The following is a 21,188-nucleotide window of genomic DNA, read 5'->3' as shown; positions in this document are numbered from 1 at the left end:
TCAGGCTGCGTTCAGCATCCCCCCGGCAAGGTGGTCCAGGTCGAAACCGGCCACCCGATCGGGGAGGAACCCTCATGAAGCGCAGGATCGTCATCGCCGCCGTCACCGCGGCCGTGCTCGCCGGCGGCGGAGCCGCCACGGCGGTCGCCCTCGCGGACGACGACGGCCACGACCGCGACACCAGGAGCAGCGCGGCGAGCGGCAGCACCGCGCGCGTCACCGTCGGCGACGCGGTCGCGGCCGCCGTCGGGGCCGTCCCGGGGACGGTCACCGAGGCCGAGCTGGACGACGAGGACGGCGGGCTGGTCTGGGAGCTCGATGTGTACGGTTCCGACAAGGTCCGGCACGACGTGACGGTGGACGCGGGAAACGGCAAGGTGCTCGGCAAGCACACCTCCGACGACGACCACGACGGCCGCGACCGGCACACCCCCCGGCCGGCCGCCGTCCCGCTGAACACGGCCGTCGACGCCGCGCTCCGGGCGACGCCCGGGACGGTGACATCGGTCGACCTGGACGACGACCACGACGGCCGGGGCGGCGGTGCACCGCACTGGGACGTCGACGTCCGGGGCAAGGACGGCAAGCGCCACGAGCTGGACGTCGACGCGACGACGGCCGAGGTCACGGTGGACCACTCGGACGACGGGGAACACGACGACCACGACCGGGACGACGACTGAGCACCGGCCCGCCGGTGGGGGGCAGGGAAGCCGGGGAAGCCGGGACGGGCCCGGAAGGGCCGTGCGCGGCCGGAGGCCCGAACAGGGCCGAGGACTGGAGGACTTGAGGAGTCCGAGGAGTCCCGGCGACCCGATGGCCCGGACGGGCCCGGGAACCGGGAGCCCTGACGGGCCCGGGAACCGGGAGCCCTGACGGGCCGGGAAGAAACCCGGGACAGGGCGGCGAGGACCGCACGCGAACGGAAGCCTCCGACAAGGCCCGGCGCCCCGGCGCTTCGGTCAGCCCGGAGCGTCCCGAAGGCCCGAGCCGGCCCCGGGCCGCGCCCCACGGCACCCGGGCGGTCCCGGAAAGCGGCCCGCACGCCGCCCCCGGATCCGTCCTCCCCGGCCGGCCCGGGAGGGGGCGCTACGCCCCGGTGAGACCCGCCACCAGCTCGTCCGCCGCCGCGTACGGATCGAGGCTGCCCGCCACGATGCGTTCGGCGAGCGCGCCGATGTGGCGGTCGCCGTGCAGATCGCCGATGCGCTCGCGCAGCCGCGTGACGGCGATCGTCTCGACCTCGCGGGCCGCACGGGCGGTGCGCCGCTCGGCGAGCACGCCGTGCTCCTCCATCCACGCGCGGTGCTTCTCCAGCGCCTCGACGACCTCGTCGATGCCCTCGCCCCGGGCGGCGACCGTCTTCACGATCGGGGGCCGCCAGTCGCCCGGCCCCCGGGACTCGCCGAGGCCCAGCATGTGGTTGAGCTCGCGCGCGGTGGCGTCCGCGCCGTCACGGTCGGCCTTGTTGACGACGTACACATCGCCGATCTCCAGGATTCCGGCCTTCGCCGCCTGGATGCCGTCGCCCATGCCGGGCGCCAGCAGGACGACGGAGGTGTCGGCCTGGGAGGCGATCTCCACCTCCGACTGGCCGACGCCGACCGTCTCCACCAGGATCACTTCGCAGCCCGCCGCGTCCAGCACCCGGATCGCCTGGGGTGCCGACCAGGCGAGGCCGCCCAGATGCCCGCGGGTGGCCATGGAGCGGATGTAGACGCCCGGGTCGGAGGCGTGCTCCGACATCCGGACCCGGTCGCCGAGGAGCGCGCCGCCGGAGAACGGCGAGGACGGGTCGACGGCCAGGACGCCGACCCGCTTGCCCGCCCGCCGGTACGCCGAGACGAGCGCGGACGTGGAGGTCGACTTGCCGACACCGGGCGAACCGGTCAGGCCGACGACGTACGCGTTGCCCGTCAGCGGCGCCAGGGCCGCCATCACCTCGCGCAGCTGCGGCGACGCCCCCTCCACCAGGGAGATGAGCCGGGCCACGGCCCTCGGCCGGCCCGCACGGGCCTGCTCCACCAGGGTGGGGACGTCCACCATCACCGCTCCGTTCGCTCGCTGCGTGCTCTGCGTGTACCACGTACTACGTACGGCTCGCCCGAGCCGTTCCTGACCGGGCCCCGCCGGTTCCTACCTGGGGACGCGGATGATCAGCGCGTCGCCCTGGCCGCCGCCGCCGCACAGCGCCGCCGCCCCGGTGCCGCCGCCGCGCCGCTTCAGCTCCAGCGCCAGGTGCAGCACCACGCGGGCGCCGGACATGCCGATCGGGTGCCCCAGCGCGATGGCGCCGCCGTTGACGTTCACCTTGTCCGGGGTGACACCGAGGTCCTTCATGGACTGGACGGTGACCGCCGCGAACGCCTCGTTGATCTCGATGAGGTCGAGGTCCGCGACCTCCAGGCCGTCCTTCTTCAGGGCGTGCTTGATGGCGTTGGACGGCTGCGACTGGAGCGAGTTGTCCGGGCCCGCCACGTTGCCGTGGGCGCCGATCTCGGCGATCCAGTCCAGGCCCAGCTCCTCGGCCTTGGCCTTGCTCATGACGACGACCGCGGCGGCGCCGTCGGAGATCTGCGAGGAGGTGCCCGCGGTGATCGTGCCGTCCTTGGTGAAGGCCGGGCGCAGCTTTCCGAGGGCCTCCGCGGTCGTGTCCGGGCGGATGCCCTCGTCCTTGGAGAAGAGGACCGGGTCGCCCTTGCGCTGCGGGATCTCGACCGGGGTGATCTCGGCCTCGAAGATGCCGTTCTTCTGGGCCGCGGCGGCGCGCTGGTGCGAGAGGGCGCCGATCTCGTCCTGGTCGGCGCGGTTCAGCCCGAGGCGGGAGTTGTGCTTCTCGGTGGACTCGCCCATCGGGATGTTCTCGTAGGCGTCGGTCAGACCGTCGTACGCCATCGAGTCGAGCATCTCGATCGCGCCGTACTTGTAGCCCTCGCGGGACTTCGGGAGCAGGTGCGGCGCGTTCGTCATGGACTCCTGGCCGCCGGCGACGACGATGTCGAACTCGCCGGCGCGGATCAGCTGGTCGGCGAGGGCGATCGCGTCGAGCCCGGACAGGCACACCTTGTTCACCGTGAGCGCGGGGACGTTCATCGGGATGCCCGCCTTGACCGCGGCCTGGCGCGCCGGGATCTGGCCCGCACCGGCCTGCAGCACCTGGCCCATGATCACGTACTCGACCTGGTCGCCGCCGATGCCGGCCCGGTCCAGCGCGGCCTTGATGGCGAAGCCGCCGAGGTCGGCCCCGGAGAAGCTCTTCAGCGAGCCGAGGAGGCGGCCCATGGGCGTACGCGCGCCCGCGACGATCACTGAGGTGGTACCGGTCGTTCCTGACATGTGGCGCAGCCCCTTGGGATGAGGAGTGAACGAGGGTTTACATGAATGTACTGAGCGGTACCTCACCCGTCATCCGGCAGCGGGTGTGATGGCGCGCACGTTGCGTAACCATCCGTGTGGCGCTGCACTGGTTCCATGCTGACGCGAATCGACCACATCGGGATCGCCTGTTTCGACCTGGACAGGACCGTCGAGTTCTACCGCTCGACCTACGGGTTCGAGGTGTTCCACTCCGAGATCAACGAGGAGCAGGGTGTGCGGGAGGCCATGCTCAAGATCAACGATACGTCCGACGGCGGCGCTTCCTACCTCCAGCTCCTGGAGCCGACCCGGGAGGACTCGGCCGTGGGCAAGTGGCTGGCGAAGAACGGTGAGGGCGTCCACCACATCGCCTTCGGCACCGCGGACGTCGACGCCGACGCGGCGGACATCCGGGAGAAGGGGGTCAGGGTGCTGTACGACGAGCCCAGGACCGGGTCCATGGGGTCCCGGATCACCTTCCTGCACCCCAAGGACTGCCACGGCGTCCTCACCGAACTGGTCACGTCCGCAGCGGAGCACTGACCTCCGGATACCTGGCCCGGTAGAGTGGGCGGTTCCGGGCCGGGGCCGGGTCGGGGCCGCGCCGCGTCCTCAGCCGTTGATCTGTCACCATTCCCCGGGGGACCGTTCGCCGGCGAACGGTACTCGTTGGAGAGTTGCGACCAGGGGACGGATGGGACCGCGCAGTGCGGGGCTACGAACGCCAGGAGAGCCACCGAGCTGACGACGACCACCTCTCGCGGTTCGAAGCCGAGATGGACCGGCTGAAGACCGACCGGGAGAAGGCCGTCCAGCACGCCGAGGACCTCGGTTACCAGGTCGAGGTCTTGCGCGCCAAGCTGCACGAGGCTCGGCGCAATCTCGCGAACCGTCCCGCCTACGACAGCGCGGACATCGGCTACCAGGCCGAGCAGTTGCTCCGTAATGCCCAGATCCAGGCCGAGCAGCTGCGGACGGACGCCGAGCGGGAGCTCCGCGACGCCCGTGCGCAGACGCAGCGGATCCTTCAGGAGCACGCCGAGCACCAGGCGCGGCTCCAGGCCGAGCTGCACAACGAGGCCGTGCAGCGGCGCCAGCAGCTCGACCAGGAGCTGGCCGAGCGCCGCCAGACCGTCGAGTCCCATGTCAACGAGAACGTCGCGTGGGCCGAGCAGCTCAGGGCCAGGACGGAGTCCCAGGCCCGCCGGCTGCTGGAGGAGTCCCGTGCCGAGGCCGAGCAGTCGCTGGCCGCGGCGCGCGCCGAGGCGGGCCGGCTGGCGGAGGAGACCCGGCAGCGGCTCGGCTCCGAGGCCGAGTCGGCCCGTGCCGAGGCGGAGTCGCTCCTGCTGCGCGCCCGCAAGGACGCCGAGCGGCTGCTGAACGCCGCCTCCAGCCAGGCGCAGGAAGCCACCAGCCACGCCGAGCAGCTGCGTACGTCGACGACGGCGGAGACCGAGCAGACCCGGCAGCGGACCGCCGAGCTGAACCGGGCCGCCGAGCAGCGCATGCAGGAGGCCGAGACCCAGCTGCGCGAGGCCCGGCTGGAGGCCGAGAAGGTCACCGGCGAGGCGAAGGAGGCCGCCGTCAAGCGGCTGGCCGCCGCCGAGTCGCAGAACGAGCAGCGCACCCGTACGGCCAAGTCGGAGATCGCCCGCCTGGTCGGCGAGGCCACCAAGGACACCGAGGCCCTCAAGGCGGAGGCCGAGCAGGCGCTCGCCGACGCCCGTGCCGAGGCGGACCGGCTGCGGTCCGAGGCGTCCGAGCAGGCCCGCACGGCGGCGGCCGAGGACGCCGCGGCCCAGCTCGCCAAGGCCGCCAGGTCCGCCGAGGAGGTGCTGACCAAGGCGTCCGAGGACGCGAAGTCCACCACCAGGGCGGCGAGCGAGGAGGCCGACCGGATCCGTCGTGAGGCGGAGGCCGAGGCGGACCGGCTGCGCGGCGAGGCCGCCGAGCAGGCCGATCAGCTCAAGGGCGCGGCCAAGGACGACACCAAGGAGTACCGGGCCAAGACGGTCGAGCTGCAGGAGGAGGCGCGCAGGCTGCGCGGCGAGGCCGAGCAGCTGCGCTCGGAGGCGGTCGCCGAGGGCGAGCGGATCCGCGGCGAGGCCCGCCGCGAGGCCGTCCAGCAGATCGAGGAGGGCGCGAAGACCGCCGAGGAACTGCTGGCCAAGGCGAAGGCGGACGCCGAGGAGCTGCGCTCCACCGCGGGCACGGAGAGCGAGCGGGTCCGTACCGAGGCGACCGAACGGGCCGGCACGCTGCGCAAGCAGGCCGAGGAGGCTCTGGAGCGCGCCCGCGCCGAGGCCGAGGAGCTGCGTACCGAGTCCGAGGAGCAGGCCCGGTCCACCACCACGGCGGCCGAGCGGGCGGCGGCGGAGCTGCGCGAGGAGACCGAGCGGGCGGTCGGGGCCCGGCAGGCGGAGGCGGCCGAGGAGCTGACCCGGCTGCACACCGAGGCCGAGACCAGGGTCACCACCGCCGAGCAGGAGCTCACGGACGCGCGCGCCGAGGCGGAGCGCATCCGGCGCGAGACGAACGAGGAGTCCGAGCGGCTGCGCGCGGAGGCCGCCGAGCGGTTGCGGACGCTGCGGGAGCAGGCGGAGACCGAGGCGGAGCGGCTGCGCGACGAGGCCGCGGCGGACGCGTCGCAGTCGCGTGCGGAGGGCGAGTCCACCGCCGTACGGCTGCGCGGTGAGGCGAGCGCCGAGGCGGAACGGCTCAAGTCCGAGGCGCAGGAGAGCGCCGACCGGGTGCGTGCCGAGGCCGCTGCCGCCGCGGAGCGGGTGGGCGCGGAGGCGGCCGAGGCGCTGGCCGCCGCGCAGGAGGAGGCCAACCGGCGCCGCCGGGCGGCCGAGGAGACCCTCGACGCGGCGCGCACCGAGGCGAACCAGGAGCGCGAGCGGGCCCGCGAGCAGAGCGAGGAACTGCTCGCCTCCGCCCGCAAGCGGGTCGAGGAGGCGCAGGCCGAGGCCCAGCGCCTGGTCGAGGAGGCGGACAGCCGGGCGACCGAGCTGGTCTCGTCGGCCGAGCAGACCGCCCAGCAGGTACGGGATTCGGTCAGCGGGCTTCAGGAGCAGGCCGAGGCGGAGATCGCCGGGCTGCGTTCGACCGCCGAGCACGTCGCGGAGCGGACGAAGTCCGAGGCGCAGGAGGAGGCGGACCGGGTCCGCACCGACGCGCACGCCGAGCGGGAGCGGGCGGGCGAGGACGCGGCCCGGATCCGGCGGGAGGCGCAGGAGGAGTCCGAGGCCGCGAGGTCGATGGCCGAGCGGACCGTCGCCGACGCGATCGCCGAGTCGGAGCGGCTGCGCGCGGACACCGCGGAGTACAGCCAGCGGATGCGTACCGAGGCCTCCGACGCGCTGGCCTCCGCCGAGCAGGACGCGGCGCGGAGCCGGGCCGAGGCCCGCGAGGACGCCAACCGGATGCGTTCGGATGCCGCGACCCAGGCCGACCGGCTGGTGGGTGAGGCGACGAGCGAGGCCGAGCGGATCCGCACGGAGTCGGCGCAGCAGGCCACCCGGCTCGTCGAGGAGGCGACGCAGCAGGCGAACGGGCTGGTCGACGAGGCGAAGCAGCAGGCGCTCCGGGCGACGGACGAGGCCGCCGACGAGGCCGAGCGGCTGCGCGCGGAGGCGGCGGCCACCGTCGGCTCGGCGCAGGAGCACGCGGCCCGTACCCGCGAGGAGTCGGAGCGGGTGCGCGCCGAGGCGGAGGCGGCGGCCGAGCTGATGCGGACTCAGGCCCGCGAGGAGGCCGACCGGTTGCTCGACGAGGCGCGGGAGGCCGCGGCGAAGCGCCGTGCCGATGCCGCCGAGCAGGCGGACCAGCTCGTCAACAAGGCCCAGGAGGAGGCGCTGCGCGCCGCCACCGAGGCCGAGGAGCAGGCCGACACGATGGTCGGCGCGGCCCGCAAGGAAGCTGTGCGGATCACCTCGGAGGCGACTGTCGAGGGCAACTCCCTGGTGGAGCGCGCCCGTACGGACGCGGACGAGCTGCTGGTCGGCGCGCGCCGGGACGCCACGGCCATCCGGGAGCGGGCCGAGGAGCTCAGGACCCGGATCGAGAGCGAGATCGAGGAGCTGCACGACCGGGCCCGGCGCGAGACGTCCGAGCAGATGAAGACGGCGGGCGAGCGCGTCGACAACCTGATGAAGGCGGCGACCGAGCAGCGCGACGAGTCGGCGGCCAAGGCCAAGGAGCTGCTGGCGGAAGCGAATTCGGAGGCGAGCAAGGTCCGGATCGCCGCCGTGAAGCGGGCCGAGTCGCTGCTGAAGGAGGCCGAGCAGAAGAAGGCCACGCTGGTCCGCGAGGCCGAGAAGCTGCGGGCCGACGCCGAGGCCGAGGCGAAGCGCATGGTGGACGAGGGCAAGCGCGAACTCGATCTGCTGGTGCGCCGGCGCGCGGACATCAACACCGAGATCTCCCGCGTCCAGGACGTGCTGGAGGCATTGGAGTCGTTCGAGACACCGGCCGGTGGCGGCAAGGGCGGTGGCGGTTCCGCGGGCGGCGTCAAGGCCGGGGCCTCGGCAGGCACTCGTTCGAGTGGCAAGTCGTCCGACGGGTAGTCACCCTGTCATCTCCCGTGCTTCGTCAGGAACGTTCAACCCTCCGAGTAGCAAGAGTTACGGGGGTCAGCCACTCAAAAGGGGTGTCATTCTCCAGATCAAACGGGCATCCGCTCGATGACACGCCGTCCGGGCCCCTAGGATTCCCTCTAACACCTCACCGGTCTCATTCGACAGGAACCCCATGAGCGACCCTTCCTCCCCCTTCGGCTTCGAGCTCGTGCGACGTGGATACGACCGCGGTCAGGTGGATGACCGCATTACCAAGCTCGTCGCCGACCGTGATAGTGCTCTCGCCCGCATCACGTCTCTGGAAAAGCGCATCGAGGAGCTCCACCTCGAAACGCAGAACGCCCAGGCCCAGGTGAGCGACGCGGAGCCGTCGTACGCCGGTCTCGGCGCCCGAGTGGAGAAGATTCTCCGCCTGGCCGAGGAGGAGGCGAAGGACCTGCGCGAGGAGGCCCGTCGCGCCGCCGAGCAGCACCGCGAGCTCGCCGAGTCGGCCGCCCAGCAGGTACGCAACGACGCCGAGTCGTTCGCCGCCGACCGCAAGGCGAAGGCCGAGGACGAGGGCGTTCGCATCGTCGAGAAGGCCAAGGGTGAGGCCGGCACGCTGCGTGCGGACGCCCAGAAGGACGCCGCGCAGAAGCGCGAGGAGGCGGACGCCCTCTTCGAGGAGACCCGCGCCAAGGCCGCCCAGGCCGCCGCGGACTTCGAGACCAACCTGGCCAAGCGCCGCGACCAGTCGGAGCGCGACCTCGCGTCCCGTCAGGCCAAGGCCGAGAAGCGCCTCGCCGAGATCGAGCACCGCGCCGAGCAGCTCCGCCTGGAGGCCGAGAAGCTCCGTACGGACGCCGAGCGCCGGGCCCGTCAGACGGTGGAGACCGCGCAGCGCCAGTCCGAGGACATCGTGGCCGACGCGAACGCGAAGGCCGACCGGATCCGCAGCGAGTCGGAGCGCGAGCTGGCGGCGCTCACCAACCGTCGCGACTCGATCAACGCCCAGCTGACCAACGTCCGCGAAATGCTGGCGACGCTGACCGGTGCCGCCGTGGCCGCCGCCGGCTCCCCCGCCGACGACGAGCCGGCCACCCGCGGCGTTCCGGCTCAGCAGACCCGCTGACCCCGGAGTACCGCAGCCGTACGTGACGCGTACCTCTTGCGCGCCCGGTTCCGCCCCTGTGGTGGCGCCGGGCGCGCGGCCGTTCTAGCGTGAACGCATGATCGAGCTTGATGGCCTCACCAAGCGCTTTGGCAACAAGGTTGCCGTCGACCGGCTCTCGTGCCGGGTCAGACCCGGAATGGTGACGGGCTTTCTGGGGCCCAACGGGGCGGGCAAGTCCACGACGATGCGGATGATGCTCGATCTCGACAACCCCACCAGCGGTTCGGTGCGCATCGACGGCAAGCACTACCGCGACCTGGAGGAACCCCTCAAGTACATCGGGGCGCTGCTGGACGCCAAGTCGATGCACGGCGGGCGCAGCGCGTACAACAATCTGCTCTGTCTCGCCCAGAGCAACCGCATCCCGGAGAGCCGGGTCGCGGAGGTGCTGGACACCGTCGGCCTGACCGCGGTGGCGAAGAAGAAGTCGAAGGGCTTCTCGCTCGGCATGGGCCAGCGGCTGGGCATCGCGGCCGCGCTGCTCGGCGACCCGCAGGTACTGCTCTTCGACGAGCCCGTCAACGGTCTCGACCCCGAGGGCATCCACTGGATCCGCAATCTGATGAAGGCACTCGCCGCGGAAGGCCGGACGATCTTCGTCTCGTCGCACCTGATGAGCGAGATGGCTCTCACCGCGGACCACCTGATCGTGATCGGTCAGGGCAGGCTGCTCGCCGACACCTCGATGGCCGATTTCATCCATCAGAACTCCCGCAGTTACGTACGGCTGCGCTCCCCGCAGCAGGAGCGGCTTCGCGATGTGCTGCACGAGGAGGGGCTGGTCGTGGTCGAGACGGGGAACGGCACGCTGGAGATCGACGGCGCGACCACCGAGGCGCTGGGCGAGCTCGCCGCCCGGCACCAGATCGTGCTGCACGAACTGAGTTCGCAGCGGGCCTCCCTGGAGGAAGCGTTCATGCAGATGACAGCGGATTCCGTGGAGTACCACGCGCACTCGGAGCTCACCGAGGCGCCGCCGCCCGTGGGTCCGCACTGGGGCGACGTGTACGAGCGGCAGACCCCCTCCGGCTCCGGACAGGGGGTGTGACAACCATGGCATCGGTACCCGCGGTCCTGACCTCCGAGTGGACCAAGATCCGTACGGTCTCGTCGACCGTCTGGACCCTGATCGCCGCGTTCGCCGTCACCGTCGCCATGAGCGCGGCGCTCTGTGCCCTGATGAACGCCCAGTTCGACGACCTTCCCGTGGAGCAGCGGGCCACCTTCGACCCGACGTTCATCAGCTTCTCCGGCATGGTCCTCGGCCAGCTGGCCATGGTCGTCTTCGGTGTGCTGGTGGTCGGTACGGAGTACAGCTCGGGCATGATCCGCACCTCGCTGGCGGCCGTACCGCAGCGCGGTTCGTTCCTCTTCAGCAAGGTCGCGGTGGCCGGTGTGCTGGCCCTGGTGGTCGGCATCGTCACCAGCTTCGTCTCGTTCTCCCTGGGCCAGGCGCTCCTCGGCGATCACGGCACGGGCATCGGCGCGGAGAACGTCCTGCGCGCGGTCGTCGGCGGCGGCCTCTACATGGGCCTGATCGGGATCTTCTCCATGGGCGTGGCGACGATGCTGCGCAGCTCCATGCTGTCGCTCGGCATCCTGATGCCGTTCTTCTTCCTGGTCTCCGAGATCCTGTCGGTGGTCCCGGGCGCGAAGAAGGTCGCCCGCTACTTCCCCGACCAGGCCGGGTCCAAGATCATGCAGGTGGTTCCGGACGCCATGCGCAGCAATCCCGCGCCGTACGGGCCATGGGGCGGGCTCGGCATTCTGCTCGCCTGGGTGGTGGCCGCGCTGATCGGCGGCTATCTCGTGCTGAAGAAGCGCGACGCGTGACCGGAGTGCTTCCGGGGCGCACGCCCGGCCCCGGAAGCACTCCGTCCGCTCCGACGCGGAGGCGATGCGCTCCCGTGACGACTTGGCCGGAACCGTCAACGCCTGGATATCCTCCTAACTCTTACGGGGGTGTGCGGCCGGACGGCCCGTGCCCCGACGACAGACAGAAGTCGATGGGGCTGGAGCATGATCGAGGCAGTCGGCCTTACCAAGCGCTACGGTGCGAAGACGGCCGTGTACAACCTTTCCTTCCAGGTGCGGCCGGGCACCGTCACCGGGTTCCTGGGTCCCAACGGGTCGGGCAAGTCCACCACCATGCGCATGATGCTGGGCCTGGACCGACCGACTTCCGGTCACGTCACGATCGGCGGCCACCCGTTCCGCAGCCTGCCGAACGCCCCGCGGCAGGTGGGTGCGCTGCTGGACGCGAAGGCGGTGCACGGCGGGCGCAGCGCCCGTAATCACCTCCTCTCGCTCGCCCAGCTCGCCGGCATCCCGGCCGCCCGGGTCGACGAGGTGCTCGGTGTCGTCGGTCTGCACGATGTCGCGCGCAAGCGGTCCAAGGGCTTCTCGCTCGGTATGGGCCAGCGGCTCGGTATCGCGGCGGCGATGCTCGGCGACCCGCAGGTGCTGCTCTTCGACGAGCCGGTCAACGGTCTCGACCCCGAGGGCATCCTCTGGGTCCGCAATCTGATGAAGACGCTGGCGTCGGAGGGCCGCACGGTCTTCGTCTCCAGCCATCTGATGAGCGAGATGGCGCTGACCGCCGACCATCTGATCGTGATCGGCCGCGGGCAGCTGCTCGCCGACATGAGCGTCACGGACTTCATCTCCGCCAACTCGGCCGACTTCGCCCGGGTGCGGGTCGCGGACGGTGCGCGGGAGCAGCGGGAGAAGCTGACCGCCTCGCTCACCGAGGCGGGCGGCCAGGTCATGCCGGAGCCGGACGGGGCCCTGCGGGTCACCGGTCTGCAGCTGCCGCGGATCAGCGATCTGGCCCATGAGTCGGACGTCCGGCTGTGGGAGCTCTCGCCGCACCAGGCCTCGCTGGAGGAGGCGTACATGCGGATGACGCAGGGCGCCGTGGACTACCGCTCGACGACGGACCAGAAGGCCGGGCTCCAGCAGCCGGTGCCGCCCGGGTACGGACAGCCGCCCGGGTACGGACAGCCGCCGGTCCCGGAGATGCCCCAGCAGGGCTGGTACGCCCCGCCGCCGCCCGGACAGAACCCCTACGCGGAAGCCCCGGCGGCGCCGGTCGCGGCCCCCGCAGACCTGACCAAGAGCGAGACCAGCGAGGACGCCCGATGACGACACCGCCGCCCCCGCAGGCGCCGTACCAGCCGGCCACGGCCCCGCAGCAGAACTGGCAGGACGCGCCGGCCGGGCTCTACGCCTCACCGATCCCGCTGCGCCGCGCCACCCTCGGCGATGCGCTCGCCTCCGAGTGGACCAAGATCCGTTCGGTGCGCTCCACGATGTGGACGCTCGGCGTCATGATCGTGCTGGTACTCGGCTTCGGAGTGATGACGGCGGTCCTGCTCACCGTGACCGAGGCCCCCACGGACAGCGTCCCGAAGCTGAGCTTCGGCTTCTTCGGCGTGCTGCTGGGCTCGATCTGCGTGATCACGCTCGGCGTGATGACGATCGCCTCCGAGTACGGCACGGGCCTGATCCGTACGACGCTGACGGCCTGCCCCAGCCGTGCCCGGGTGCTGACCGCCAAGGCGATCGTCTTCTTCCTGCTCACCTTCACCCTCACGACCCTGGTGACCTCGGTGGTGGCCGCGCTGCACTCGGCGATGCTGGACGGCAAGGCGCCCACCGGGGACGAATGGCTGCGGGCCACGGTCGGCGTCGGCCTCTACCTCGCCACGCTGGGGCTGCTCTCGCTGGCCGTCGGTACGCTCATCCGGCATTCCGCGGGTGCGATCACGATCATGATCGGGGTGGTGCTGCTGCCGCTGGTGCTGGCCATGTTCATGTTCGCGGACTCGCTGTCCGGCCTGCGGGAGGCGCTCTTCGAGTACTCGATCCCCAGCCAGCTCAGCGCCTTCTACAGCACGTCGGTCACCGGGTCGGGACCGTCCGGCTGGGACCCGCTGTGGATCATGCTCGGGGTGACGGCCGCGGTCATGCTCGGCGCGTACGTCACGCTGGAGAACCGCGACGTCTGACCGGGCGCCGGCGGCGCCCGGGACGGGTGGCACCGCCCCGGCCCGTCCCCGGGCTCAGTGGCGCGGAGCGTTCCTGGACCGCTGCACCTGTGTGGTGCGGCGGTCCTTCGCGTTCCAGCAGGCCTTGTGCCAGTGCCTGCGGTCGTCGATCCCGCCGTACTCGGACCAGGCCACCAGGTGCGGGACGCCGGACGGGATCTCCTGGTCGCAGCCGGGGCAGCGGTAGCGCTTGCCGGCCGCGCTCGCGCCGCTCACCGGGCGTACCGACCACTCCTCGCCCCGCCACTCCTCGGTACGCCCCCCGCCGCCGTACCGGGCCCCCGGCTCCGCCGGGCTGTCGTGGGGACTCTCGCCGCCTCGGGGGCGGTTGCGGCGCGGGGACACGTGACACCTCACGGGGCAGGCTGGACAGTTCCGTCCAGCGTAGGGCCATTCGGCGGAGCCCCGCGTCCGGCACCGCACGGGGCCGCTCCCGGGCGGGGTGAGTTACCGGAAAATCGCAACAACCTGCGACCGGACCGTGCCTTTGGCACGTGTCAGACGTTGTTGCGGGTAGGGGAGAGCCGCGTCAGCCGCAAGGAGGCAATTGGCGATGCGTGTGGGAACGTTCGTACTGGCAGCCCAGTTTCCGGGACAGGGACCGGGGGAAGCGCTGGACCGCGCGATCCGGTCCACCGAGGTCGCGGAGGAATCCGGCCTCGACTCGGTCTGGCTGGCGGAACATCATTTCGTGCCGTACGGGGTCTGCCCGTCCGCCGTCACCCTGGCCGCGCTGCTGCTCGGCCGCACCCGGAGAATCCGGGTGGGCACGGCGGTGAGCGTGCTGCCGACCCAGCATCCCGTCGCGCTCGGCGAACAGGCCGCGCTGCTCCATCTCACCAGCGGGGGCAGATTCACGCTCGGCGTCGGCCGGGGCGGTCCCTGGGTGGACCTGGAGGTGTTCGGCGGGGGCCTGGAGGCGTACGAGAAGGGCTTCCCGGAGTCCTTGGAGCTGCTGCTCGACTGGCTGACCGAGCCCCGGGTCGCGGGGAACAGCGAGCGGTACGGCTTCCGCGAGGTGGCGGTGGTCCCCCGGGCCGACGAGCTGCTCGGCCGGGACGGCGCCGAGAGCCCCGGCGGCCCCGAGGTGATCGTCGCGTGCACCTCGCCGAAGACGGTGCGGCTCGCCGCGCAGAACGGTCTGCCGATGCTCCTCGGGATGCACTGCGGGGACGAGGAGAAGGCCGAGATGATCGCCCTGTGGCGCTCCACCGCGCTCGCCGCGGGGCGTTCGCCCGAAAGCGTCCGGGAGGCCGGACATGTGTCCGCGGGGGTGGTCCAGATCGCCGACCGTGCCGAGGACGCCGTGGAGACGCTCGTGAAGGCGATGCCCGGCTGGCTGCGGCAGGGCCTGGACGCCCATGTGACGGTCGACGGCCGGCACCGGGTGATGCGCGACCCGGTCGCCTACACGGAGCTGCTGTGCGGCCTCCATCCGGTGGGCCCGCCCCGGCTGGCGGCCGACCGGCTCGCGGCCACCGCCGAGCGGACAGGGATCACCCGCTTCGCGCTCCTGGCGGAGGGTTCGGGAGATCTGACGGCCACGGAGGAGAACGTGGCGCGGCTGGGCACCGAAGTACTGCCGCTGCTCACATGACACGTGGTGGGAGGTACGGGGGCTGCCGCCCCGGAGCCAGTTGCACCTCCCCCGGCCCGGAGCGGCAGCAGAAGCGTTTAGCAGTCCCGTAGTTCGGGCGACTGATTGAGCAACTGGCCCCGCACCGAGGTGAACCGGGCCAGACGCTCGTCGACCGAGGCGTCCAGCGGGAACACCGCGACACGGTGGCAGTTCTGAAAGGCCAGGCGCACCCCGAAGTGCCGCTGCAGAGCACCGCGTATGGCATCACTCGCCAGCGCGCGCAGCAGCTGACCACGTGCCTGCTCGTCCGGCGGGGGCGTCTGATTGTCGGCGAACTCTCCGCCGTCGACCTTCAGCTGGGCCACCAGAGAGCTGATCATCTCCCATGCGTAGGGCAGGGAGGTCCGGACGCAGTCGACGAAGTCGGCTTCGTCGACCTCGCCTCGCTCGGCCTGTTCCAACAGCGCCGGTGAGACGTCGAGCGACATGGGTTCTCCTCTCGCGACCCCGACGACGGGCCGGGGCCTTACGGGCAGGGAAGGAGGACGGCGACGCAGCGTGCACAGACGGCGACCTCCTGCTTACACGGTAAGGGCGCAGTCACGGCCGCACCAGGAGATTGGGAACACAACCGGCCAATAACGAAGGGGAGCAAAGAGGGGCAAGCCCGATGGGGCCCGGTCCGGGCGGTCGCGGAAGGAAGGGGAGAATCGCGTGGAGCACCCGTCGTCGAGTAGCGTTGCCGACCATGCGTCTCGTCATCGCCCGCTGCTCCGTGGACTACGCCGGCCGGCTCACGGCCCACCTGCCCTCCGCTCCCCGTCTGATCCTGGTGAAGGCGGACGGGAGCGTGTCGATCCACGCCGACGACAGGGCGTACAAACCCCTCAACTGGATGTCACCGCCCTGCACCCTCAAGGAGGGCGCCGACGACACCGCGGGCGTCTGGACGGTGGTGAACAAAGCGGGCGAGAAACTGATCATCACGATGGAGGAGATCCTCCACGACTCCTCCCACGAGCTGGGCGTCGATCCGGGCCTCATCAAGGACGGCGTCGAAGCACATCTGCAGGAGCTGCTCGCTGACCGGATCGAGACACTCGGCGAGGGTTACACCCTGATCCGCCGGGAGTACTTCACCGCGATCGGACCGGTCGACATCCTGTGCCGCGACGCCGACGGGCAGACCGTGGCCGTGGAGCTGAAGCGGCGCGGCGACATCGACGGCGTGGAGCAGCTGACCCGCTATCTGGAGCTGCTCAACCGCGATCCGCACCTCGCTCCCGTGAAGGGGATCTTCGCGGCGCAGGAGATCAAGCCGCAGGCGCGGGTCCTGGCGACGGACCGCGGGATCGGCTGCGTGGTGCTCGACTACGACGCGCTGCGCGGCATCCAGGACGACAAGCTGCGGCTGTTCTGACCTCTGCGACTACTCTTCTGAACCCCTCCGGACCGCTGAACCCCTCCGGACTTCCTCGGACGCCGAACGCCGGACGTGCACACCACGTCCGGCGTTCGGCTTTCGGCTTCTTCGGGGCGGTCAGGCCACCGCCGGACCGCTGTCCGCGCTCGCGGCCGCCGACGGTGAGGACGACAAGGAGGGCCCGCTCGCCGAGTCGGAGGTGTCCGGAGAGGTCGGCTCGGGCTCCGTCTCCGTCTCCGTCGGGGTCGGGGAGCCGGTGTCCGTCGGGCTCGGAGTCGGGCTGCTCGGCTTCGTCGGCGTGGACCCCGTCGGCCCGGGCGACGTGGGCGGCTTCGTCGGCGACGGCTTGTCGTCGGCCGGCGGGGGCGACGAGGGGGTGCCGCCCGGCTCCGTCGAGCCGGTGGACGGCGTACCGCTCCCGCTCGGCGCGGCCTCGCTGCCCGACGGGCCCGGCGTCGCCTCGCCGCCGCTGGACGCCGGATCGGCGGGGGCCGAACCGTCCGTCGGCCCGTCGGCCGGGGCCTCGTCCCCGCTGTCGCCCCGGTCCGCCGGCTCCTCGGTCGTGACACCCGGATCCCCCTGGGCACCGCCGTCGCCGGAGGTCAGCCCCAGGACCACCACCGTGCCGAGCACACCGGCCAGGAGCACGCCCGCGCACGCCGCGACGAGATTGCGACGGGCCTTGCCCAGTACCGCGAGCCGGCCTCCCCGCGCACCTCCGGCGGCACCGGGGCCGCTCTGCTTCGCCATCACCACGGTGGCGTCCGCGTACGACCGCGACAACGTCTGTGCCACGGGCGGTGTCGGCCCAACGGACGGCCGCACCGGCTCTTCGGGCCACGGGACCGGTACCTCGTCGCCCACCGGCGCGAGGACGCCCGGCAGCGGGCCACCGGAGCGGTCCGCGACCAGGGCGAGCGCGCGTCGTCCGGCCACCGCGCCCGACTTGTCGGCGAGCGCCCCGCGCATGCTGATCGATGTCTCCAGCTCCGCCCTGGCCCGGTCCGGATTGCCGGCGCAGAGGGCGAGGACGCCCAACTCATGGTGGAAGTACGCCTCTTCGGCGACCTCTCCGGCGATCCTGGCCGCCTCCTGGCCGAGCCGCAGGGCCCGCTCCCAGGCGCCCCAGTGCAGTCCGGCGGCGAAGGCGGGAGAGGCGCTGCGGGCCAGCAGCACGGCGGCGCTGGTCTGCCCCGCCCCGTCGCCGGGGACGAGCTGTGCCATGGCCGCGACGACGGCGTCGGCCTCGGCGGTCACCCGTGCGGGCGTGACCGAGGGATGCCCGGCCCACCAGGCGTAGTGCTGGGCCGCCGTCCGGGCCCGGTCGGTGCTGTCGTCGCCGTATCCGGCGGCCGCCAGCTGGGCGGTGACTCCGGCGGCCAGCCGGTAGCGGGGACCGGCCGGGGAGAGCAGTCCGCAGCCGGCCAGTTCGCCGAGCGCGGCGTCGGCGTGGGTGTCCCCCACGAGAGCCGGGAGATGCGCCTGGTGCGGCACCTCGCCGCCGAGTGCGACCGCGAAGCGCAGGGTGTCGCGGGCGGGTCCGCTCAGCCGCGAGGCGAGGAGCGGGGCGGGCGCCGCGCCCTCACCGAGGCTGGGCAGCGGTATGTGCACGCCGTCGGTGTCCTCGTCGTGCCCGAAGGGCGCCTCGACGGGCCGGGCGTCGGGGCCGCCGTACGCCTCGGGGTCGCTGCGCGCCATGTCGCGCTGGCGCAGCAGGGCGCCCGCCTGGACGAAGCGCAGCGGCAGCCCCTCGGACTCGAACCAGAGGTCGCCCGCCCAGTTGGCCTCCTCGTCGGTGAGCGGACGCTCGACGACCTGTTCCAGCAGTTCGATCGACGAGCCGCGGCCGAGGCCCGCGAGGAAGACCTCTTCGAGGTACGAGTCCGCGGTGGGTGCGGCGACGTCCGGAGTCGTCGCGAACAGGAACGCGCACTCGGGCGTGGCGTCGAGCAGCTCCTCCAGGGCGGCACCGCCGAACTCCAGGTCGTCGAGTACGACGACGGCGCCGATGCCCCGTACCGCTTCGAGGAGTCCGGTGCGGTCGGGCCGGTGCAGCGGTGCGTCGTGGACGGCCTCGTAGAGCCCGTGCAGCAGGTCGGTGGCGGTCCGCTTGTGGCCGCAGAGCCGGACGACTCCGTCCGGTGCGAGGTCCGCGCAGTCGGCGGCGACGGCGTTCAGCAGGGCCGTACGGCCGGATCCGGCGGGCCCGGTGAGCCGCACCGAGCGGCCGCGGGCCAGCAGGCGCGCCAGCCGTTCGCGTTCTTCCGCGCGCTCCAGGAGAGGCAGTTGCGGGGCGGGCGGCCCCGGTGGCACGGGTGGCGCGGTGGCGCGTTCCCGGTCGGCGCGCTCGGCGGCGGTGCGCCGGGCCGGCGGGTCGGGCCGCTCCCCCGGCGGGCACAGCTCGACCTCGCTGCCGTCGACGGGGTTGACGGTGAGGAGGTAGTCGCCCGATATGAGCCGGACCACGCGCGCCTGCTGCGGCGTTTGCTGACCGAAATCCGGAGCCAGTGGATCGCGTGACGGCCGCCGTCGGCCGGCCGCCTCGCCGATGCCGTCGTTGTCCCGGCCGTACTCTTCCGGCCCCCGGTGTGTCGGGTCCATCGCCAAAGCCCCCAGACGCGTCGCGCACGATTGCCCCTCCCGGCCGCACGCCCTGCTGTCGCTTCTGGTCCGGTGTCCGCCCGGTGGGTCCCGTCAATCGGCGGACGGCCGAACCCTAGACCGTCGCACGGTGCCCCCGCACAGTCGGGGGTCCACGCCGCCCGAAGCGCACATGCTCGTGCGGATTGTGCACCCTCGGCCGCGTCGCGCTGCCGAGGCCGGGCAGCCCCTACACGCGCGGCAGGGAGTCGGCGGCGATCCCGCCCTCGATGGCCAGGATGCGGTGCAGCCGGGTCGCCACCAGCAGGCGCTGCATCTGCGGCGGCACGCCGCGGAGCACCAGCCGTCGCCCGGCCCGTCCGGCCCGGCGGTGTGCGCCCATGATGACGCCGAGGCCGGTGGCGTCCCAGGAATCCAGCTCGGTCAGGTCGAGCACCAGGTCGCCGACTCCGTCGTCGAGGGCCGAGTGCAGGACCGTACGGGCGTCCGCCGCGCTTCGGACGTCGAGGCGGCCCCCGACGACCAGCTCGGCGTGGTCGCCCCTGATGTGCATATGCGCTCCCCGGGATTACTCCGTAGCAAGGTTCGTCTGTCTGTTCTGTCTCTCCCACAACTGACTGCGGCGGAGACAGGGAAGTTGCCGTCTGTGAGCGAACCGATACCGAATTCACTCCGTGGAGTGACCGCGGCCCGGCAGGGACCCCTGCGGGCCCACCGGCTCCGGGAGACGCCCCCCGGGCCTCCGGGCCTGACCGACGGCAGATCAGGCAACCGGAGGACCGAAAAAGATCAGTACGTGTAGAAGCCCTGCCCGCTCTTGCGGCCGATGTCACCTGCGTCCACCATCCGGCGCATCAGCTCCGGCGCGGCGAACTTCTCGTCCTGCGACTCGGTGTAGATGTTGCTCGTGGCGTGCAGCAGGATGTCGACGCCGGTCAGGTCCGCGGTGGCGAGGGGCCCCATCGCGTGGCCGAAGCCCAGCTTGCAGGCGATGTCGATGTCCTCGGCCGAGGCGACACCCGACTCGTACAGCTTGGCGGCCTCGACGACCAGCGCCGAGATGAGCCGGGTGGTGACGAAGCCGGCCACGTCGCGGTTGACGACGATGCAGGTCTTGCCGACGGACTCGGCGAACTCCCGTGCGGTGGCGAGGGTTTCGTCACTGGTCTTGTAGCCGCGCACGAGTTCGCAGAGCTGCATCATCGGGACCGGCGAGAAGAAGTGCACACCGACGACGCGCTCGGGGCGCTCCGTCACCGCCGCGATCTTCGTGATCGGGATGGCGGAGGTGTTGGAGGCGAGGACGGCGTCGTCCCGGACGATCTTGTCGAGGGCCCGGAAGATCTCGTGCTTGACCTCCAGCTTCTCGAAGACGGCCTCGACGACGACATCCGCGTCGGCGACCGCGTCGAGGTCGGTGGTGGTCGTGATGCGGGCGAGCGCGGCATCGGCGTCGGCCGCCTCCAACTTGCCTTTGGAGACGAACTTGTCGTACGAGGCCCTGATGCCGTCCCGCCCACGGGTCAGTGCCTCGTCGGTGACATCGCGCAGCACGACGTCCCAGCCCGCCTGGGCGGAGACCTGCGCGATGCCGGATCCCATGAGTCCGGCTCCGATGACGGCGAGCTTCCTGGCCACGTGTGCACCCCTCAATTCCTGTTCGCCTCTGCAGTTGGTCCCTGCACGGCCGGTCCTCACACTTGTTCACATGCTCTCCGGCGGAGATTAGTACCCGTGAGGGGCCCTGTGTCCGTGAAGAGATGCGCGTCACGTCTCACATGACGGACATCACACCGGCACACGTCATACGGCGGCGCGCCGGGCGTAGTTGAGGACCTTCTCGCCGAGGAGCTCCTCGATCTCGTCGAGCAGGGCGAGCGCGTCGCGCGAGACGTCGACCGCCTTGCGGCCGGCCGTCATCTCCTGGCCGACGTAGCCGACGACCGCCCCCTCGATCCAGGCGATCTGACCGCCGACGAGGCCGGGCAGCGGGTCGTCCTCCGCGGCGTCGACCTCCTCGCGGAGAGTGGTGACGACCGCGTCCAGCACCTCCCGCTGGAGGTGGCTGAGCCGCGCCTGGAGGGTGGGCGCCTCCTCGACGACCCGCATGAAGTCGGCGAAGCCGTCCATCAGGCCGAGCTCCGGCGACACGGCGACGACCGCGGCCCGCAGCTCCCGCAGGACCGCCTCGGCCGCCGACTCGCCCTTGTCGCGGGCGCGGATGAACCGGGCCACGCGCTGGGTGACGCCCTTCATCCGGTCGAGGAAGAGGTCCTCCTTGGCGGGGAAGTAGTTGTACACCGTGTTCACGGAGACATCCGCCAGCTCGGCGACCTCGGCGACGGTCACGGCGTTGAAGCCGCGCTCCAGGAACAGCCCGGTCGCGAGGTCCGAAATGTGCTGCCTGGCCTGCCGTTTCTTGCGTTCCCTGAGTCCCTCAGCCATG

18 protein-coding genes are annotated in these 21,188 nt (G+C 72.0%); 10 read left to right on the top strand and 8 right to left on the bottom strand.

Going from position 1 to position 21,188, the window contains the following annotated elements; genetic code table 11:
* The first annotated feature begins 74 nt into the window (after positions 1–74).
* Positions 75–683: a PepSY domain-containing protein gene (locus ACIOMQ_RS32975; protein ID WP_402191524.1), complete on the top strand. Its 609-nt coding sequence runs from the start codon at positions 75–77 to the stop codon at positions 681–683.
* A 406-nt stretch (positions 684–1,089) separates the two neighbouring features.
* On the opposite strand, the gene meaB is transcribed toward ACIOMQ_RS32975, so the two are convergent.
* Both meaB and ACIOMQ_RS32965 read right to left on the bottom strand, forming a co-directional pair.
* A complete protein-coding gene (meaB, locus tag ACIOMQ_RS32970) occupies positions 1,090–2,046 on the bottom strand; it encodes a methylmalonyl Co-A mutase-associated GTPase MeaB (RefSeq protein WP_362204733.1) in 957 nt (318 codons plus the stop codon).
* A 90-nt stretch (positions 2,047–2,136) separates the two neighbouring features.
* Positions 2,137–3,336, bottom strand: a complete 1,200-nt coding sequence (locus ACIOMQ_RS32965; protein WP_362204730.1) for an acetyl-CoA C-acetyltransferase — start codon at positions 3,334–3,336, stop codon at positions 2,137–2,139.
* A 135-nt stretch (positions 3,337–3,471) separates the two neighbouring features.
* On the opposite strand from ACIOMQ_RS32965, the gene mce reads away from it, so the two are divergent.
* From mce to ACIOMQ_RS32930, 7 genes are all read left to right on the top strand, one after another.
* On the top strand, positions 3,472–3,900 hold the full coding sequence (gene mce, locus ACIOMQ_RS32960; protein WP_327369904.1) for a methylmalonyl-CoA epimerase: 429 nt from the start codon (positions 3,472–3,474) through the stop codon (positions 3,898–3,900).
* A 164-nt stretch (positions 3,901–4,064) separates the two neighbouring features.
* Positions 4,065–7,925 (top strand): polarized growth protein Scy, encoded by a 3,861-nt coding sequence (gene scy, locus ACIOMQ_RS32955; RefSeq protein WP_362204725.1) that lies wholly within the window; start codon positions 4,065–4,067, stop codon positions 7,923–7,925.
* A 184-nt stretch (positions 7,926–8,109) separates the two neighbouring features.
* Positions 8,110–9,048 (top strand): cellulose-binding protein, encoded by a 939-nt coding sequence (locus ACIOMQ_RS32950; RefSeq protein ID WP_362204722.1) that lies wholly within the window; start codon positions 8,110–8,112, stop codon positions 9,046–9,048.
* A gap of 97 nt (positions 9,049–9,145) precedes the next feature.
* Complete coding sequence (locus ACIOMQ_RS32945) at positions 9,146–10,138, top strand: ABC transporter ATP-binding protein (RefSeq protein WP_401985310.1); 993 nt, start codon at positions 9,146–9,148, stop codon at positions 10,136–10,138.
* A gap of 5 nt (positions 10,139–10,143) precedes the next feature.
* A complete protein-coding gene (locus ACIOMQ_RS32940) occupies positions 10,144–10,923 on the top strand; it encodes an ABC transporter permease subunit (RefSeq protein ID WP_362204716.1) in 780 nt (259 codons plus the stop codon).
* Between the two features lie 186 nt (positions 10,924–11,109).
* Complete coding sequence (locus tag ACIOMQ_RS32935) at positions 11,110–12,234, top strand: ATP-binding cassette domain-containing protein (RefSeq protein WP_362204713.1); 1,125 nt, start codon at positions 11,110–11,112, stop codon at positions 12,232–12,234.
* Positions 12,231–13,100: an ABC transporter permease subunit gene (locus ACIOMQ_RS32930; protein WP_362204710.1), complete on the top strand. Its 870-nt coding sequence runs from the start codon at positions 12,231–12,233 to the stop codon at positions 13,098–13,100. Before ACIOMQ_RS32935 ends, ACIOMQ_RS32930 begins: the two co-directional genes overlap by 4 nt.
* A gap of 54 nt (positions 13,101–13,154) precedes the next feature.
* Here the strand turns inward: ACIOMQ_RS32930 and ACIOMQ_RS32925 are convergent, their stop codons facing one another.
* On the bottom strand, positions 13,155–13,484 hold the full coding sequence (locus ACIOMQ_RS32925) for an ATP/GTP-binding protein (protein WP_362204707.1): 330 nt from the start codon (positions 13,482–13,484) through the stop codon (positions 13,155–13,157).
* A 208-nt stretch (positions 13,485–13,692) separates the two neighbouring features.
* On the opposite strand from ACIOMQ_RS32925, the gene ACIOMQ_RS32920 reads away from it, so the two are divergent.
* Positions 13,693–14,736 carry an LLM class flavin-dependent oxidoreductase gene (locus tag ACIOMQ_RS32920; protein WP_362204704.1) on the top strand — a complete coding sequence of 348 codons (1,044 nt, stop codon included), beginning with the start codon at positions 13,693–13,695 and terminating at the stop codon, positions 14,734–14,736.
* Between the two features lie 77 nt (positions 14,737–14,813).
* Here the strand turns inward: ACIOMQ_RS32920 and ACIOMQ_RS32915 are convergent, their stop codons facing one another.
* The gene (locus ACIOMQ_RS32915; RefSeq protein WP_030971516.1) at positions 14,814–15,206 is read right to left on the bottom strand and encodes an SCO5389 family protein; all 393 of its coding nucleotides are present in this window, start codon (positions 15,204–15,206) and stop codon (positions 14,814–14,816) included.
* 260 nt (positions 15,207–15,466) lie between these two features.
* On the opposite strand from ACIOMQ_RS32915, the gene nucS reads away from it, so the two are divergent.
* On the top strand, positions 15,467–16,138 hold the full coding sequence (gene nucS, locus ACIOMQ_RS32910; protein ID WP_402191521.1) for an endonuclease NucS: 672 nt from the start codon (positions 15,467–15,469) through the stop codon (positions 16,136–16,138).
* A 120-nt stretch (positions 16,139–16,258) separates the two neighbouring features.
* On the opposite strand, the gene ACIOMQ_RS32905 is transcribed toward nucS, so the two are convergent.
* From ACIOMQ_RS32905 to ACIOMQ_RS32890, 4 genes are all read right to left on the bottom strand, one after another.
* A complete protein-coding gene (locus ACIOMQ_RS32905) occupies positions 16,259–18,742 on the bottom strand; it encodes an ATP-binding protein (protein WP_402191518.1) in 2,484 nt (827 codons plus the stop codon).
* Positions 18,743–18,971: 229 nt separating this feature from the next.
* Positions 18,972–19,295, bottom strand: a complete 324-nt coding sequence (locus ACIOMQ_RS32900; RefSeq protein ID WP_250967584.1) for an STAS domain-containing protein — start codon at positions 19,293–19,295, stop codon at positions 18,972–18,974.
* Between the two features lie 236 nt (positions 19,296–19,531).
* Positions 19,532–20,380: a 3-hydroxyacyl-CoA dehydrogenase family protein gene (locus ACIOMQ_RS32895; protein WP_362204695.1), complete on the bottom strand. Its 849-nt coding sequence runs from the start codon at positions 20,378–20,380 to the stop codon at positions 19,532–19,534.
* Between the two features lie 165 nt (positions 20,381–20,545).
* On the bottom strand, positions 20,546–21,187 hold the full coding sequence (locus tag ACIOMQ_RS32890) for a TetR/AcrR family transcriptional regulator (protein ID WP_362204692.1): 642 nt from the start codon (positions 21,185–21,187) through the stop codon (positions 20,546–20,548).
* Between the last annotated feature and the right edge of the window lies 1 nt (position 21,188).

This window comes from Streptomyces sp. NPDC087845, assembly GCF_044742755.1.
In the GTDB taxonomy this organism is placed as follows: Bacteria; Actinomycetota; Actinomycetes; order Streptomycetales; family Streptomycetaceae; genus Streptomyces.
The sequence above is the reverse complement of the archived record's forward strand: the minus strand, read 5'-3'. Positions and strand labels throughout refer to the sequence as shown.

What these genes read in the sequence shown, in the direction of transcription:
- ACIOMQ_RS32975 (WP_402191524.1), top strand. Translation starts at nt 75, where the DNA reads ATGAAGCGCAGGATCGTCATCGCCGCCGTCACCGCGGCCGTGCTCGCC.
- meaB (WP_362204733.1), bottom strand. Translation starts at nt 2,046, where the DNA reads ATGGTGGACGTCCCCACCCTGGTGGAGCAGGCCCGTGCGGGCCGGCCG.
- ACIOMQ_RS32965 (WP_362204730.1), bottom strand. Translation starts at nt 3,336, where the DNA reads ATGTCAGGAACGACCGGTACCACCTCAGTGATCGTCGCGGGCGCGCGT.
- mce (WP_327369904.1), top strand. Translation starts at nt 3,472, where the DNA reads ATGCTGACGCGAATCGACCACATCGGGATCGCCTGTTTCGACCTGGAC.
- ACIOMQ_RS32950 (WP_362204722.1), top strand. Translation starts at nt 8,110, where the DNA reads ATGAGCGACCCTTCCTCCCCCTTCGGCTTCGAGCTCGTGCGACGTGGA.
- ACIOMQ_RS32945 (WP_401985310.1), top strand. Translation starts at nt 9,146, where the DNA reads ATGATCGAGCTTGATGGCCTCACCAAGCGCTTTGGCAACAAGGTTGCC.
- ACIOMQ_RS32940 (WP_362204716.1), top strand. Translation starts at nt 10,144, where the DNA reads ATGGCATCGGTACCCGCGGTCCTGACCTCCGAGTGGACCAAGATCCGT.
- ACIOMQ_RS32935 (WP_362204713.1), top strand. Translation starts at nt 11,110, where the DNA reads ATGATCGAGGCAGTCGGCCTTACCAAGCGCTACGGTGCGAAGACGGCC.
- ACIOMQ_RS32930 (WP_362204710.1), top strand. Translation starts at nt 12,231, where the DNA reads ATGACGACACCGCCGCCCCCGCAGGCGCCGTACCAGCCGGCCACGGCC.
- ACIOMQ_RS32920 (WP_362204704.1), top strand. Translation starts at nt 13,693, where the DNA reads ATGCGTGTGGGAACGTTCGTACTGGCAGCCCAGTTTCCGGGACAGGGA.
- ACIOMQ_RS32915 (WP_030971516.1), bottom strand. Translation starts at nt 15,206, where the DNA reads ATGTCGCTCGACGTCTCACCGGCGCTGTTGGAACAGGCCGAGCGAGGC.
- nucS (WP_402191521.1), top strand. Translation starts at nt 15,467, where the DNA reads ATGCGTCTCGTCATCGCCCGCTGCTCCGTGGACTACGCCGGCCGGCTC.
- ACIOMQ_RS32905 (WP_402191518.1), bottom strand. Translation starts at nt 18,742, where the DNA reads ATGGACCCGACACACCGGGGGCCGGAAGAGTACGGCCGGGACAACGAC.
- ACIOMQ_RS32900 (WP_250967584.1), bottom strand. Translation starts at nt 19,295, where the DNA reads ATGCACATCAGGGGCGACCACGCCGAGCTGGTCGTCGGGGGCCGCCTC.
- ACIOMQ_RS32890 (WP_362204692.1), bottom strand. Translation starts at nt 21,187, where the DNA reads ATGGCTGAGGGACTCAGGGAACGCAAGAAACGGCAGGCCAGGCAGCAC.